This window comes from Enterococcus gallinarum NBRC 100675 (assembly GCF_001544275.1).
In the GTDB taxonomy this organism is placed as follows: domain Bacteria; phylum Bacillota; class Bacilli; order Lactobacillales; family Enterococcaceae; genus Enterococcus_D; species Enterococcus_D gallinarum.
Genome location: NZ_BCQE01000005.1, coordinates 26,578 through 42,601, shown reverse-complemented (window position 1 = coordinate 42,601; position 16,024 = coordinate 26,578). Strand labels below are relative to the sequence as shown.

Genomic DNA, 16,024 nt, shown 5'->3' with positions numbered 1-16,024 from the left:
ATGAAAGAGACGATTAAAACAAAAATTATTCAGTTCATGGAAGAAAGCCGCAAGAAAAGCTTTTCCATGGAAGAAATTGCCGAAGCATTGCAACTGCAAAAAAGCGAGGATTTCAAAAATCTCGTTCAAACAGTAGCCGCAATGGAGCGAGAGGGGAGCATTCTCTTCAATAAGAAAGGCAAAGTCAAATTGCCAATGCAACGAGTCTTAGTTGAAGGAACATTTCGAGCAAACGAACGAGGCTTTGGATTTGTGAGTATCGATGAGGAAGAAGAAGACATCTATATTCCTAAAGAATCGACTGGCTATGCGATGGATGGAGATACAGTGGCTATCGACATACTTCAAGCTGCTGATCCTTTTTCCGATAAAGGGGCAGAGGGCAAAGTCGTTGAAATCCGCAAACGGGCAGTCACACAAGTCGTCGGTGAGTTTACACTCTTTGATGAAGCGGAGATCCAAGAAACAGACCTCTACGGAGTCGTTCAGCCAAAAGATAAAAAAATGAATGATTTAAAAGTATTCATCGGTGCAGAAGGCGTTCGTCCGGTAGATGGCAGCATTGTGATCGTTGAGATCACTCACTATCCGGAGAAAGGCTACTCTAAAAGCTTGGAAGGACTAGTCAAAAAAGTAGTTGGTCATAAAAATGATCCTGGAATGGATATTTTGTCGATCGTCGTAGCTAACGGCATTCCGACAAAGTTTGAAGAAGCAACATTAGCGGAAGCTGATGCAGTTCCTGATGCCATTGATCCGGCACAATTCCCAGAACGTCGTGACCTGCGGGAACAATTGATTGTCACGATCGATGGGGCAGATGCGAAAGACCTTGATGATGCGGTCACCGTTCGTAAATTAGCCAACGGCAACTTTTTCTTAGGGGTCCATATCGCAGATGTTTCTTATTATGTGACAGAAAATAGTGCCCTAGACAAGGAAGCTTTTGAACGAGGCACCAGTGTCTATCTGACCGATCGGGTCATTCCTATGATCCCTCAGCGGCTGTCAAATGGTATCTGTTCACTGAATCCTCACGTTCCGCGGTTGACAATGAGTTGTGAGATGGAGATCGATTCTTCAGGTAAAGTGATCAAACATGAGATTTTTCAAAGCATCATTCAAACAACCGAACGAATGACTTATCAAGCAGTAAATGAAATCTTGGAAGACCAAGAGCCTGAGACAATGGCGCGTTATGCCTCTCTTGTTCCGATGTTTAAGGAAATGGCTGAATTGCATCAAATCTTAGAAGCGATGCGCGTTCGGCGGGGGGCAGTTTCTTTTGAGGATCGTGAAGCCAAAGTATTGGTTGACGAAGCAGGGCATCCTCAGGACATCCTTCTTCGCGAACGAGGAGTTGGCGAACGATTGATTGAGTCCTTTATGCTGGCTGCTAATGAAACAGTGGCAGAGCATTTCAACAAACGTCGATTGCCGTTCATCTATCGGATCCATGAAGAACCAAAAGAAGAAAAAATGCGGCGCTTCTTTGATTTTGCTTCTGCGTTAGGAATTGTTGTCAAGCAGACAAAAGGCTCCATCACGCCCAAAGATCTACAAAAAGTCGTGGAAGATGTTGCAGATAAACCTGAAGCGATGGTGGTCAACACAATGCTGTTGCGAAGTATGCAACAAGCAAAATATTCTGAAGATAACTATGGGCATTACGGACTGGCTGCAGACTACTATACCCACTTCACATCACCGATCCGCCGATACCCCGATTTGATCGTTCATCGGCTGATTCGTTCATACAGTACTGATCCGTCAGAAAGCAATCAAGAAAAGTGGGAGCAGAACCTTCCAGATATTGCTTTACACAGTTCACAAATGGAGCGAAGAGCAGTGGAAGCAGAACGTGAAGTAGATGCTCTTAAAAAAGCTGAATTTATGGCCGATAAAGTAGGAGAAGAGTTTGACGGGATTATTAGCTCAGTAGTAAAATTCGGACTTTTCGTGGAGTTGCCGAATACCATCGAAGGGTTAATCCATATTACTGCATTGAAACAAGATTACTTCCATTACTTGGAAAACCACCTTGCATTAGTAGGTGAACGTACTGGGCAAACGTTTAAGATCGGACAAAAAGTCCGCATCAAAGTGATCAAAGCGGATCCAGAGACTCGCGAAATCGATTTTGAATTGATTGAAGCAGAAGAAGTCGTACGGATCCAACAGCCTAAAAATAAGCAAAATAAAGAAAACAAACAGCGAAGACAAACCTCAGATCGACAGAAAAAAGAAAATTTACGGGGAAAATCTCCTCGTAAAAAGAAAAAAAACGGAAATTCAAAAAAGAAACCTTTCTATAAAGGAATTAAGAAAAAGTAGGAGGGATGACCGTTGCCTAAGGGAGAGGGCAGACTAATTGCCCAAAACAAAAAAGCTCGTCATGACTACACGATCCTTGATACGATCGAAGCAGGGATCGTGCTGCAAGGGACTGAGATCAAATCGATCCGCAACAGTCGGATCAATCTAAAAGACGGCTTTGTTCGTATCCGTAATGGAGAAGCCTATTTGTATAATGTTCATATAAGTCCTTATGAACAGGGAAACATTTTTAATCATGATCCTTTGCGTACAAGAAAATTGTTACTGCATAAAAAGCAGATTGCTCGGTTGATCGGTGAAAGCAAAAATACAGGAATGACCATTGTTCCGTTAAAAGTTTATATCAAAGATGGTTATGCCAAAGTTTTGATCGGCTTAGCCAAAGGAAAACGCGAATATGACAAGCGAGAAACCCTAAAACGAAAAGATCAGGAACGGCAAATTGATCGTGCTCTTAGAAACTTTTAATCTTCTAAGAAGTTCTTTTAGAATCATTTAAAGTGTATTGCTTTGAGATTAGGGAAAAATTTGGTAGCATTTAAGGCAAAGGTACTGATGTACCAAGCTTTTTATGAAATTTCACGACAGTGTTTCAATTAAGTTTTTTTTCGAATTTTGGCAGAAAAACTTTTTTGTCTAATTTTCTTGAAAATACTTTGAAATTTTCTTGTCGTGGTGGTATGATACCGATTGTTATGAGAGGAAACGCATTGTAACACCAGATATTTTCTGGAGATGACAGGAAAAGAGGTGAGAAAGATTGGATGAAAAATCGCTTATGTTTCACATCGGTCCGATTTGGTTTGATGGAACTGTAGCAATGATGACAATCATTTCTTGTATAATTGTTTTTTTGGTGGTGTTCATTTGTACACGAAATTTGCAAATGAAGCCAAAAGGGAAGCAGAACTTTATTGAATGGGTCATTGATTTTGTTCGCGGAATCGTAGCTGACAATATACCAGGATCGCAAGTGAACAACTTTCATTTGCTGGGTGTAACAATGTTTCTTTTTGTGTTTGTGGCGAATGAAATTGGGCTGGTCACAAAGATCGTGACAGCTGATGATGTCTCTTTATGGAAGAGTCCCACAGCGGATCCTTTTGTCACCTTGACACTTGCACTTATGGTTATTAGTTTGACACATTTCTTTGGTATCAAAACGCTTGGTTTCAAAAACTTTATGATCAATTCTTACTTGAAACCAGTTGGTTTCTTATTACCATTGAAAATTATCGAAGAATTTACAAATGTTATTACTTTGGGCTTACGGCTTTATGGGAATATTTTTGCTGGAGAGGTCTTGTTAGGATTGATAGCGAATATGTTCACAAGTCTAGGTTGGTGGTCATTGCCTATCGCGATGCCGCTTGAAATGATTTGGATTGGCTTCTCATTGTTTATAGGCGCCATCCAAGCCTATGTATTTGTCACATTGACCATGGTATTTATGAGCCACAAAATCGTGGCGGAACACTAATCAAAACAAACACTTTTAGGAGGAAAAACAATATGAATTTCATCGGAGCAGGATTAGCAATTATCGGAGCAGCAATTGGTGCAGGTTATGGTAACGGACAAGTAATCGCCAAAACGATCGAATCAATGGCACGTCAACCTGAAATGTCAGGTCAATTACGTTCAACAATGTTTATCGGGGTAGCGCTAGTCGAAGCTGTGCCTATTTTGGGGGTAGTTATCGCGTTGCTATTAGTCTTCCAAGGCTAAACGTGAAAAAGGCAGAAACGAACAATGCACTCGTTTTTGCTTTTTTAAATGAGAGAATTACTTTCAGAAAGGAAGAGTCGTTATGCTAAATCACTTGGTTCTAGCAGAAGTAAAAAATGCTATGCTTGGCAATATTATTCTTGTCAGCGGCTCAATTCTTCTTTTGCTATTCTTGTTGAAACACTTTGCATGGGATGCCATTAGTAGCATGATGCAAAAACGGGAAGAAAAAATCGCCAATGATTTGGATTCAGCGGAACAATCCCGCTTGAATGCAGCAAAACTGGAAAAAGAACGCCAAGAAAAATTGGCCAATTCCCATTCAGAAGCTGCGGAGATCATCAAAAGCGCCAAAGACAGCGGAGAATTGAGTCGCCAAAATATTTTGAACGAGACCAAAGAAGAAGTTTCTCGTTTGAAAGAAAAAGCTCACTCAGATATCACGCTTGAAAAAGAAGCTGCGTTAAAAGAAGTCAAAGATGATGTTGCAGATCTTTCACTTCAAATCGCAGAAAAAATCTTGGGCCGTGAATTGACTCCCGAAAATCATGAATCTTTAATTAATCAATATATCGAAGGATTAGGTTCAGTCAATGAAACTCGATAAATTTACTGTAGGTAAACGCTATGGCAAGGCGTTGTTCGAATTGGCGATGGAAGAACAACGAGCTGAAGCTGTTTATCATGAGTTGATGACACTACGTCAGATTTATCAAGAGATTCCGATGTTTGGCCAAATCGTGACCGATAATCGTTTGGATCTTCATGAAAAAAGAAAACTTGTTGATCAGTTATTTAATAACTTTGATGGATTAGTCAAAAATTTTCTTGAGATCGTGTATGAATATAATCGTATGGACGACCTATTGCTGATCATTGATGAGTATGAACGCCGCTATGACGAGCAGCAAGGTTTAGTCAGTGGTACGGTGACCACAGCAGTTGCATTGTCGTCAAGTCAAAAAGAACAATTGTCGAAACAAATCGCACAGACGCTCGGCTACCAGAAAGCGGTGCTTTCAGAAAAAGTTGATCCAGCCATTTTAGGTGGGGTCATCGTGGAAGCCAATCATCAAGTGATCGACGGTAGTATTAAGAGCCAACTGGATTATCTGCGACAACAGATAGGCAGATAAACAAGAGATAAGAGGTGAATCGGATGGCCATCAAAGCAGAAGAAATAAGTGCCTTGATCAAAGAACAAATCAAAAATTATCAAAATGAACTTTCTGTAGAAGAAATTGGAACAGTCACATACGTAGGGGATGGGATCGCCCGGGCTCACGGATTAGAAAATGCGATGAGTGGAGAATTGCTTGAGTTTTCAAACGGTTCTTACGGTATGGCCCAAAACTTGGAATCCAACGATGTAGGGATCATCATCTTAGGTGAATTTGAATCCATTCGTGAAGGTGACAAAGTAAAACGTACTGGAAAAATCATGGAAGTCCCTGTTGGAGATGCCTTGATTGGACGAGTAGTGAATCCGTTAGGACAACCAATCGATGGCTTAGGTCCAATCGATACAGATAAATCTCGTCCGGTAGAAGCAGCTGCACCTGGTGTTATGCAACGTAAATCCGTTTCAGAACCAATGCAGACTGGATTGAAAGCCATTGATGCTTTAGTTCCAATCGGACGCGGACAACGTGAATTGGTCATTGGTGACCGTAAAACAGGGAAGACAACCATCGCAATCGATACAATCATCAACCAAAAAGGTCAAAATATGATCTGTATTTATGTAGCGATCGGTCAAAAAGATTCCACGGTTCGGGCACAAGTAGAAACATTGCGCCGTTATGGTGCGCTTGACTATACGATCGTGGTATCAGCCGGTGCTTCTCAACCTGCACCACTATTATATATCGCCCCTTATGCTGGAGCAGCAATGGGTGAAGAATTCATGTATAACGGCAAACACGTTTTGATCGTTTTTGATGATTTATCAAAACAAGCCGTTGCTTATCGGGAACTTTCCTTACTACTTCGTCGTCCGCCAGGTCGTGAAGCTTACCCAGGGGACGTTTTCTACTTGCATTCTCGCTTATTGGAACGGGCTGCAAAATTAAGTGATGAACTAGGCGGCGGCTCAATGACTGCCTTGCCATTCGTTGAAACCCAAGCAGGAGATATCTCTGCTTATATTCCAACCAACGTGATCTCCATTACAGACGGACAAATTTTCTTAGAAAATGACCTGTTTTATTCAGGTGTTCGCCCTGCCGTAGCTGCCGGACTTTCCGTTTCACGGGTTGGGGGTTCTGCACAAATCAAAGCGATGAAGAAAGTGGCTGGAACATTGCGTTTGGACTTGGCAAGTTACCGCGAGTTAGAAGCCTTCACGCAATTTGGTTCTGATTTAGATGCCGCTACTCAAGCAAAATTGAATCGTGGACGTCGGACTGTTGAAATTTTGAAACAAAAACTGCATGAACCATTAGCAGTTGAAAAACAAGTGGTTATTTTATACGCATTGACGCACGGATTCCTTGACAGTGTGCCAGTAAATAAAGTATTAGACTTTGAAGCAGAATTGTTTGAATACATTGAAGCAAATCAAGCAGATGTGTTTGAAACGATTCGTACAACGAAAGACTTGCCAGAAGAAAGCTTATTAGATGACACAATCAAAGCATTCAAAGATATTTTCATGGCTGCAAATACATCACGTGTTTCAGCGCAAGACAAAATGTCAACAATGCAAAATGCATAAAAGAGGTGAGAATGAATGGCTGCTTCATTAAATGAGATCAAGCAACGAATTGCCTCAACCAAGAAAACCAGTCAGATCACAAACGCCATGCAAATGGTTTCGGCTGCTAAATTGACTAAATCAGAAGCACACTCAAAACAATTTCAAGTCTATGCAACGAAAGTGCGTGAGATCGTTACTCACCTTACTGCGCAACAACTCTCAGATCTTGCAGCTGCTGGACCTAAAGAGGGCGTCAATTACAACAGTATGCTTGTTAGTCGTCCTGTAAAACGCACTGGCTATATCGTCATTACTTCAGATGGCGGTTTAGTCGGTGGCTACAACAGTTCGATTTTGAAACAAATGATGACAATGCTGGACGAAGATCACGCTCAAGATGAAGAATATGTTATGATCGCCATCGGTGCGACAGGAGCAGATTTCTTTAAAACACGAGGAATCAAGTTAGCTTATGAGTTGAGAAATCTTTCCGATCAGCCAAGTTTTGACGAAGTGCGTAAGATTGTTACCTTAGCTACAACGATGTATCAAAATGAAGTATTTGATGAACTATATGTTTGTTATAACCATCACATCAATTCGTTGACGAGCCAATTTCGCGTGGAAAAGATGCTGCCTATCTCAGATTTGGATCCAGAAGAAGCAGAAAGCTATGAACAAGAGTATTTGTTTGAGCCTTCAAGAGAAGCAATTTTGGATCAGTTGTTGCCGCAATATGCTGAAAGCTTGATTTATGGTGCCATTGTCGATGCCAAAACAGCAGAGCATGCTGCTGGAATGACTGCGATGAAGACGGCAACAGATAATGCCAAAAATATTATTGGGGATTTGACGATTTCTTATAACCGGGCGCGTCAAGGAGCAATCACCCAAGAAATTACTGAAATTGTTGCGGGGGCATCCGCGTTAGAATAATTTCGAGAACGAATGGAGGAATACGAATGAGTTCAGGCAAGATTGTTCAAGTCATTGGTCCCGTTGTCGACGTGGAATTCTCTCTAGACCAATCCTTACCAGATATCAACAATGCGTTGATCGTTTACAAAAAAGACGAGAAAAAAACAAAAGTAGTATTGGAAGCCGCTTTAGAACTAGGGGATGGTGTGATCCGCACCATCGCAATGGAATCTACAGACGGTTTGCAACGAGGAATGGAAGTCATCGATACCGGTGCCTCAATCTCTGTCCCTGTAGGAACAGATACTCTAGGCCGAGTATTTAATGTACTAGGCGATACTATCGACTTGGAAGCACCATTCCCAGAAGATGCCAAACGTAGTGGCATCCACAAAAAAGCCCCAGATTTCGATGAATTGTCAACAAGTACAGAAATCCTTGAAACTGGGATCAAAGTTATCGATTTATTAGCTCCTTACTTAAAAGGTGGTAAAGTCGGCTTGTTCGGTGGTGCCGGTGTTGGTAAAACCGTATTGATTCAAGAATTGATTCACAATATCGCTCAAGAGCATGGGGGAATTTCAGTATTTACCGGTGTTGGCGAACGGACGCGTGAAGGTAATGACTTGTATTATGAAATGAAAGAATCAGGCGTTATCGAAAAGACAGCCATGGTTTTCGGTCAAATGAATGAACCACCAGGTGCCCGGATGCGGGTTGCTTTGACTGGTTTGACCATTGCTGAGTATTTCCGTGACGTTGAAGGACAAGATGTGCTCTTGTTTATCGATAATATTTTCCGTTTCACACAAGCGGGTTCTGAAGTATCTGCCTTGTTAGGCCGGATGCCATCAGCCGTTGGTTATCAACCAACTCTAGCAACTGAAATGGGTCAATTACAAGAACGAATCACTTCTACGAAAAAAGGATCTGTAACATCGATTCAAGCCATCTATGTGCCAGCCGATGACTATACTGACCCAGCGCCAGCAACTGCATTTGCCCATTTGGATGCAACAACGAACTTGGAACGTAAATTGACTGAACAAGGGATTTATCCTGCGGTAGATCCATTGGCTTCATCATCAAGTGCATTAGCTCCTGAAATCGTAGGGGAAAAACACTATGAAGTAGCAACCGAAGTTCAGCATGCATTGCAACGTTACCGTGAATTGCAAGATATCATCGCGATCTTAGGGATGGATGAATTGTCAGATGAAGAAAAGACTCTCGTAGCGCGTGCGCGTCGAATCCAATTCTTCTTATCACAAAACTTCCACGTAGCGGAACAATTTACAGGACAACCAGGTTCTTATGTGCCAGTTGAAGAAACCATCAAAGGATTCGCTGAGATCTTAGAAGGTAAATACGATGATCTTCCTGAAGAAGCCTTCCGAAGTGTGGGTCGAATCGAAGATGTAATTGAAAAAGCAAAAGCACTAGGTTATTAATAAGCAACCATAGAGAAAGAGGGGAACCTCATGGATCAATTTTTAACGGTTAATGTGGTGACACCTGCTGGTTTGGTGTATGAACACCATGCCAAAATCGTGGTTGCACGAACGACAGATGGAGAAATCGGGATCTTACCGCAACACGCGCCGATCATCGTGCCTTTGGCTATCGATGAAGTTCGAGTGAAACGGATCGATTCCGATACTCACGTCGATTGGATCGCTGTCAATGGCGGAATCATGGAAGTGCGGGACAATGTAGTTTCAATTGTAGCCGATAGTGCTGAACGTGATCGTGATATCGATGTTTCTCGTGCTGAACGTGCCAAACAGCGTGCCGAAAAGCAAATCGAAGAAGCAAAACAAGTAGAAGATATCGACCAATTACGGCGTGCGACTGTTGCTTTGCATCGTGCAATCAATCGAATCAATGTGTCAAAACATTCCTAAGCGAAGACCAGTGGTCTTTGCTTTTTTTTTTATCTCAAAAACGTTTTAAAGTCTTTTTAAAGTCTTCCAATGAAAGTTTCAAGAAAGAATATTTTGGCTCTTTTAAATTTTGTGGTATGATAGTAACGTTCAGATGTGAAAAGGAGAATCGAGGATGCAAGTTTATGGAGTAGATGCGATTATTCGTATCGTCAGTCATTTAGCATTTATCTATTTAGCGTTTTGGGCGTTGCAGTCTTTGCGGATCGATGCTTTTTTTAAAGCCTTACAAACGACGCAAATACGGATGGTCATGGTCTTTTTAGCAATTGCTTTAGGCTATACTGCTAGCACTTTTTTCCTTGAACTGATTGCATTATGCCGTAATTTATTTTTAATAGGTTTTTAAGAAATTCAATAATACATGCAGGTTGTGCGATTGTATGCTATAATTGTCAAGATTTTGTGTATGATTCAACTGCATTATTTGGAGGGAACAAAATGGAAGAGATTATCGTTCAAGGTGGTAATCGTTTAATTGGAACTGTCAAGGTTGAAGGTGCTAAGAATGCCGTTTTACCTATTTTAGCAGCAAGTTTGTTAGCAGAAGAAGGAACAACGACTTTAGAGAATGTACCGATTTTATCTGATGTTTTGACAATGAACGAAGTGATTCGTCATTTAAACGTCGAGATTGCTTTTGATCAATCAAAAAATACCATTACAATGGATGCTTCCCGCGAATTAGCTATTGAAGCACCGTATGAATATGTTAGTCAAATGCGTGCGTCAATCGTTGTTATGGGACCTTTATTAGCCAGAAATGGTCATGCGAAAGTTGCAATGCCAGGCGGTTGTGCTATTGGCAAACGACCAATAGATCTGCATCTCAAAGGTTTCCAAGCTCTGGGAGCTGAAATTATTCAAAAAGATGGCTACATAGAAGCGATTGCTAGTGAGTTAAAAGGAAATACGATCTACCTTGATTTTCCGAGTGTAGGCGCTACTCAAAACATCATGATGGCAGCAGTCAAAGCCAAAGGAACGACGATCATTGAGAACGTCGCTCGAGAGCCTGAAATCGTAGATTTAGCGAACATTTTAAATAAAATGGGCGCAAAAGTCTTTGGTGCTGGGACAGAAACCATGCGCATTGAAGGCGTCGACCATTTGCATGCGGTCTCTCATGCGATCGTACAAGACCGTATTGAAGCAGGTACTTTCATGGTAGCTGCTGCAATGACAGAAGGCGATGTGATTATCAAAGATGCAATTTCTGAACACAATCGTCCACTGATTTCAAAATTAACTGAAATGGGTGCTAAGATCACTGAAGTTCCAGAAGGGATCCGGGTAGTCGGACCTAAAACAATCAAAGCAACTGATGTAAAAACGATGCCTCATCCAGGTTTCCCAACAGATATGCAAGCGCAAATGACTGCGATTCAAATGTTGGCTGATGGGACTAGCATCGTGAATGAAACGGTTTTTGAAAATCGCTTCCAACATTTAGAAGAAATGCGCCGTATGAACGGCCATGTTAAAATTGACGGAAACATCGCTGTGATCGAAGGCGGCCACGAATTACAAGGCGCGCTAGTTTATGCAACGGATCTACGAGCGGCAGCAGCTTTGATTTTATTAGGCTTGCGTTCAAACGGATTGACTCGTGTCCGTAATCTGAAGTATCTTGACCGTGGCTATTATAAATTCCACGAAAAATTGCAACAGCTAGGTGCTTCTGTTGAGCGGGTAACAACTTCTGAAAAAACAGCACCAGTAACCGTCTAAAGAGGAGATGCGACCTTGAAGCTTAATCGATATATTTTAACTAGTTTGGTAAAAATTTTGTTGGTTATCTTATTGGCGATCCTGCTCTTTATTGCCGGCACTATGATCGGCTATGGTATCATTGGAGACGGTATGCCGTTAAAAGTATTCTCGCCTCATCTATGGAACCATATATTGGACTTCATGAAGTAAACAAAGCTGGAACTAGAATGGAGCACATTGCTTTATTCTAGTTTTTTTCAATTCTATAAATAGAAGAGAGAGGAGTATGAGATGTGAGCAAGCTTTTGATTGGATTTGTTCGGCTGTATCAGCGGTTCATCTCTCCCTTATTTCCCCCTAGCTGTCGCTATTATCCGACATGTTCGTCCTATATGATTCAGGCGATCCAAGTACATGGGGCAGGGAAAGGAAGTTTGATGGGAATCTCGCGAATTTTACGTTGTCATCCGTTTGTAAAAGGGGGAATCGACTACGTACCTCAGCGCTTTACACTAAAACGAAATACCCAAGATCAGGAGCAGCCTACTTATCACTATCGCAAAAAATAAACCCTACAAACTTTTGGGGTAGGCAGAAATGAACGGAGTAAAGGAGCAAAACGATGATTCGAGCTTTATCACCAAAAGAATCTTTGCCATGGACACTATTACTGGATGCTGATCCAGAAAAAGAAGTGGTAGATCAATACATACAAGCCAGTGAGATTCTTGTTTTTGAAAACGAACAGCAGATCGTAGGAGTGATTGTTTATCAACTGCAAACAGCAGGATGGGAAATCATGAATGTTGCTGTTGCACCGGAAGCACAGAATCAAGGGATCGGTGGTCGTTTACTGACCGCAGCGTTAAGTAAGATTGCCGCAACAAAAACTACGGATACTCTTTGTGTAACTATCAAAACTGGTAATCTTCCTTCCGCGGCGTTAACACTTTATAAAAAAATGGGCTTCATTGAAAAAAAAGTAGTCAAAAACTATTTTGTCGATCATTACCAGGACCCCATTTATGAGAATGGCATTCTACTTACTGATCAAGTGATTTTAGAGAAAATTCTTTAAAAAGTATCTAGCGCTCTCTGGCTTCATTTGAATACTGGGTTTTGTCTGCCATTCATGGTTACTCTGAATCAAATGATTCAGAGCGCGTTATTGTCCTTTTCAATGAAATCAGCAGAAATCGCTTTCTTAACGGAGGAAAGTACAGTAAAATAAGGGAGACAACTGAGTGAGAAAGGAATGTTGAGATGACATTACTAGTATTTGATATGGGCGGTTCTGCAGTGAAATATGGATTATGGCAGGACGAACAATTAAGTGACAAAGGACAATTTGCGACGCCTGATACTTGGCAAAAAATGAAAGAAGAGCTCAAAGCAATTCGAGATAGCATTAAAAAACCCCTTGAAGGCGTTGGCATCAGTGCGCCAGGAGCGGTGAATGTTGCACAGCAGCAGATCAATGGGATCAGCGCCATTCCATATATTCACGGATTTAATATTTTCGCTGAATTGGAAGCGTTATTTCAATTGCCAGTCACTATTGAGAATGATGCCAATTGTGCCGGAATGGCAGAATTTTATCAAGGCGCTGGGAAAGACTTTGACACGGCAGCATTCATTGTGATTGGTACTGGGGTCGGCGGAGCACTTTTTCAACAAGGAAAACTGATCAAAGGCGCCCATCTTTACGGCGGCGAGTTTGGTTTGATGGTTCTTGATAAAGGCAAATCTTTTTCACAGTTAGGGACGGCTGTTCAAATGGCTTGGCGTTATTGTGACCGAACCGGTGTGGACCGCAAAACGATTAGTGGCGAGGAAGTCTTTCGTCGAGCAGAAGAAGGTGATATTATCGCCAAAGAAGAGGTAGACAAATTTTATCGCTATTTGACTGAAGGGTTATTCAGCATCCAATTTGCTTTTGACCCTGAAGTATTGATTATTGGTGGTGGAGTCAGTGCAAAAGCAGGATTGTTGCCAGAAATCAATCAACGAATGAAGAAAATGCTGGCAGCACAAGACTTAAATGACTTTGTTCCACTGATTAAGCTTTGTGATTATCGAAATGATGCCAATCTAGTTGGAGCGGCAGCTAATTTCACCGCACAAGTGCTGAACTGATTCAGCGCATTGTTGCTGTCATTTTTTGCCAATTTTAATCATAAACCTTGAATCAACAGATACAACAAGTTGTGATCACTTTGAAAGAGTGGTCACAACTTTTTTTTTCGGAAATCGATTACAATCGCGACGCATCAATCTTTATTTTTTATCTATTTTTTTTAAAATAATTTAAAGTATCTGAATAAAGAAAATATTCTGATAATTCGTTGACATTTTCCCTATTATTAAGTATATTTGATAACATATCCATGGGAGTAGGGGAGGAATAATGATGAAAAAGAAATTTGCATTTTTATTTGCTAGTTTATTTTTATTATCAGCTTGTAGTGCGGGACCAACTGGTGGTTCCACTAGCGGTAGCGGTTCTGCTAGCGGTGGCAACAAACAAGAAGGTGATACGATCAAAATCGGGGTCAATTTAGAATTATCAGGTGCTGTTGCAGCTTATGGAACGGCGGAAAAAGAAGGAATTGATCTGGCGGTTGAAGAAATCAATGAGAGTGGCGGTATCTTAGGAAAACAAATTGAAATTGTTTCAAAAGATAACAAATCTGACAATAATGAGTCAGCGACAGTCGCAGCCAATTTAACGACCAATGATAAAGTAGTAGCAATGATCGGGCCAGCAACTTCAGGTGCGACGAAGGCGGCATTGCCAAATGTCACCAAAGCACAAGTTCCGTTAGTGACACCTTCCGGAACAGATGATGCGATTACTGTCAGCAGTGACAAAGTTCAAGGATTTGCTTTCCGTTCTTGTTTCCAAGACAGTTTCCAAGGAACGATCTTAGCAAAATATGCTGCAGACAACTTGGATGCTAAAAAAGCAATTATTTTAGGCGATAATTCCAGCGACTATGCGAATGGATTATCAGCAGCCTTTAAAGATAGCTACAATGGCGAGATTGTACTCGAAGAGAATTTCACAGAAGGTGACAAAGATTTCCAAGCAGTGTTGACGAAAATCAAAAATGCTGACTTTGATGTATTGTTCATTCCTGGCTACTACACCGAAGCTGGTTTGATCATCAAGCAAGCCCGAGAATTAGGAATCGATCAGCCAATTATTGGTGCGGATGGCTTTGGTGATGAAAAAATGGTCCAAACAGCAGGCGTGGAAAATGTATCGGATGTTTATTATACAGGACACTTCTCAACTAAAGCTCCTGCCAATGACAAGGTAGAACCTTTTGTTGAAGCATTCAAAGCAAAGTATAGCAAAGAACCTTCCGCATTTAATGCATTGGCATACGACGCTGTCTACATGATCAAACAAGCCATTGAAGATCAAGATTCAGCAGACTCAACTGCGATTGCTGAAGGACTATCTGCTTTGAAAAACTTCCAAGGTGTGACGGGAGAGATCACCATGGACAAAAATCATAATCCAGAAAAATCAGCAGTTGTATTAGGACTAACTGAAGGCAAAGAAACGTCAGCTGATACAGTAAATCCTTAAATAGAAGGACCGTTCTTTACACGATCAAATAGGGACTGAGACGAAGTCGAAGGTAAGCGAACAAAATGATGAACGATAAATGAAAAAGTCGTAAATCTGTGATCCCATCAATCATGGCAGATACTCATTTGACTCGTTGCTGCAGACTTCTGTCGCGGTTCCTTTTTCTTAGACAAGCATCAAGAATTTAAGGTATTGGAAGTGAAAATATGGAAATGATGATCCAACAACTAATCAACGGTTTATTTCTAGGTAGTATCTATGCCTTATTAGCGTTAGGCTACACGATGGTTTACGGCATCATTAAACTGATCAACTTTGCTCATGGTGAAGTGTATATGATCGGTAGTTTTATTGGTTATTTTTTGATCAATCAATGGAATCTGGGCTTTTTTCCTGCACTATTCATCTCAATGATCGCTAGTGCAGCGTTAGGCGTGACGATCGAGTTTTTGGCCTATCGCCCACTCCGGAATTCCACCCGGATCTCGGCTTTGATCACCGCTATCGGTGTTTCCTATTTATTGCAAAATGTCATGATTTTTTTCTTTTCTCCAGATGTCCGACCATTTCCACAAGCCATTGCCCGCAAAACTTATAGTATTGGTTTTGTGGAGGTAAGTAATATACAATTATTAATTTTAGCAGTCTCATTGGCGTTAATGATCCTATTACAGCTGATCGTCAAGAAAACCAGAATGGGAAAAGCGATGCGTGCTGTTAGCGTGGATGCGGATGCCGCACGGTTGATGGGGATCAATGTCAATCGGACGATTTCCTTCACATTTGCTCTTGGTTCTGCGTTGGCAGCTGCGGGTGGGATGTTAATTGGATTGTATTACAATTCGATCGATCCTACGATGGGGGTTGTGCCGGGACTAAAATCTTTTGTTGCGGCTGTATTAGGCGGTATAGGAATCATTCCTGGGGCAGCATTAGGTGGCTTCGTGATCGGACTAATTGAAACAGTTGCTACTGCATTAGGTTTTTCTGATTATAAAGATGCTTTAGTCTATGTCATTTTAATAATTATATTATTGGTCCGTCCGGCAGGAATATTGGGCAAGAACCTGAAAGAGAAAGTGTAGG

18 protein-coding genes are annotated in these 16,024 nt (G+C 41.3%); all 18 read left to right on the top strand.

Translation table 11 applies throughout. The features are described from left to right. Window positions 1-2,334 carry a ribonuclease R gene (gene rnr / locus EG2_RS03455; RefSeq protein WP_060813484.1) on the top strand — a complete coding sequence of 778 codons (2,334 nt, stop codon included), beginning with the start codon at window positions 1-3 and terminating at the stop codon, window positions 2,332-2,334. A 12-nt stretch (window positions 2,335-2,346) separates the two neighbouring features. Then, window positions 2,347-2,805, top strand: a complete 459-nt coding sequence (smpB, locus tag EG2_RS03450; protein ID WP_003127581.1) for an SsrA-binding protein SmpB — start codon at window positions 2,347-2,349, stop codon at window positions 2,803-2,805. 292 nt (window positions 2,806-3,097) lie between these two features. Beyond that, window positions 3,098-3,817: a F0F1 ATP synthase subunit A gene (gene atpB, locus EG2_RS03445; RefSeq protein ID WP_003127582.1), complete on the top strand. Its 720-nt coding sequence runs from the start codon at window positions 3,098-3,100 to the stop codon at window positions 3,815-3,817. 32 nt (window positions 3,818-3,849) lie between these two features. Beyond that, window positions 3,850-4,065: an ATP synthase F0 subunit C gene (gene atpE, locus EG2_RS03440; RefSeq protein WP_003127584.1), complete on the top strand. Its 216-nt coding sequence runs from the start codon at window positions 3,850-3,852 to the stop codon at window positions 4,063-4,065. Window positions 4,066-4,147: 82 nt separating this feature from the next. Then, entirely contained in the window at window positions 4,148-4,672 is a 525-nt protein-coding gene (gene atpF, locus EG2_RS03435) for a F0F1 ATP synthase subunit B (RefSeq protein WP_003127585.1), read from the top strand. Continuing rightward, window positions 4,659-5,201, top strand: coding sequence for an ATP synthase F1 subunit delta (gene atpH / locus EG2_RS03430; protein ID WP_005471844.1), 543 nt, complete (start codon window positions 4,659-4,661; stop codon window positions 5,199-5,201). The genes atpF and atpH overlap by 14 nt, the downstream gene beginning before the upstream one ends. Before the next feature lie 23 nt (window positions 5,202-5,224). Then, entirely contained in the window at window positions 5,225-6,781 is a 1,557-nt protein-coding gene (gene atpA, locus EG2_RS03425) for a F0F1 ATP synthase subunit alpha (protein ID WP_060813481.1), read from the top strand. A 15-nt stretch (window positions 6,782-6,796) separates the two neighbouring features. Next, window positions 6,797-7,699 carry a F0F1 ATP synthase subunit gamma gene (locus tag EG2_RS03420; RefSeq protein ID WP_003127588.1) on the top strand — a complete coding sequence of 301 codons (903 nt, stop codon included), beginning with the start codon at window positions 6,797-6,799 and terminating at the stop codon, window positions 7,697-7,699. A 26-nt stretch (window positions 7,700-7,725) separates the two neighbouring features. After that, window positions 7,726-9,132, top strand: coding sequence for a F0F1 ATP synthase subunit beta (gene atpD, locus EG2_RS03415; protein ID WP_003127589.1), 1,407 nt, complete (start codon window positions 7,726-7,728; stop codon window positions 9,130-9,132). Window positions 9,133-9,162: 30 nt separating this feature from the next. Further along, the gene (locus EG2_RS03410) at window positions 9,163-9,585 is read left to right on the top strand and encodes a F0F1 ATP synthase subunit epsilon (RefSeq protein ID WP_003127590.1); all 423 of its coding nucleotides are present in this window, start codon (window positions 9,163-9,165) and stop codon (window positions 9,583-9,585) included. 154 nt (window positions 9,586-9,739) lie between these two features. Next, window positions 9,740-9,973: a DUF1146 family protein gene (locus EG2_RS03405; protein ID WP_003127591.1), complete on the top strand. Its 234-nt coding sequence runs from the start codon at window positions 9,740-9,742 to the stop codon at window positions 9,971-9,973. Between the two features lie 92 nt (window positions 9,974-10,065). Beyond that, window positions 10,066-11,355 (top strand): UDP-N-acetylglucosamine 1-carboxyvinyltransferase, encoded by a 1,290-nt coding sequence (gene murA / locus EG2_RS03400; protein WP_003127592.1) that lies wholly within the window; start codon window positions 10,066-10,068, stop codon window positions 11,353-11,355. 15 nt (window positions 11,356-11,370) lie between these two features. Continuing rightward, a complete protein-coding gene (locus tag EG2_RS18285; protein WP_005471848.1) occupies window positions 11,371-11,547 on the top strand; it encodes a DNA-directed RNA polymerase subunit beta in 177 nt (58 codons plus the stop codon). A gap of 83 nt (window positions 11,548-11,630) precedes the next feature. Further along, on the top strand, window positions 11,631-11,906 hold the full coding sequence (yidD, locus tag EG2_RS03395; RefSeq protein WP_003127593.1) for a membrane protein insertion efficiency factor YidD: 276 nt from the start codon (window positions 11,631-11,633) through the stop codon (window positions 11,904-11,906). 53 nt (window positions 11,907-11,959) lie between these two features. Next, window positions 11,960-12,415: a GNAT family N-acetyltransferase gene (locus EG2_RS03390; protein ID WP_060813479.1), complete on the top strand. Its 456-nt coding sequence runs from the start codon at window positions 11,960-11,962 to the stop codon at window positions 12,413-12,415. A gap of 185 nt (window positions 12,416-12,600) precedes the next feature. Then, entirely contained in the window at window positions 12,601-13,473 is an 873-nt protein-coding gene (locus EG2_RS03385; protein WP_060813477.1) for an ROK family protein, read from the top strand. Window positions 13,474-13,747: 274 nt separating this feature from the next. Beyond that, window positions 13,748-14,935: an ABC transporter substrate-binding protein gene (locus EG2_RS03380; protein WP_060813475.1), complete on the top strand. Its 1,188-nt coding sequence runs from the start codon at window positions 13,748-13,750 to the stop codon at window positions 14,933-14,935. Window positions 14,936-15,144: 209 nt separating this feature from the next. Next, on the top strand, window positions 15,145-16,023 hold the full coding sequence (locus tag EG2_RS03375) for a branched-chain amino acid ABC transporter permease (RefSeq protein WP_003127599.1): 879 nt from the start codon (window positions 15,145-15,147) through the stop codon (window positions 16,021-16,023). The last annotated feature ends 1 nt before the right edge of the window (window position 16,024 follow it).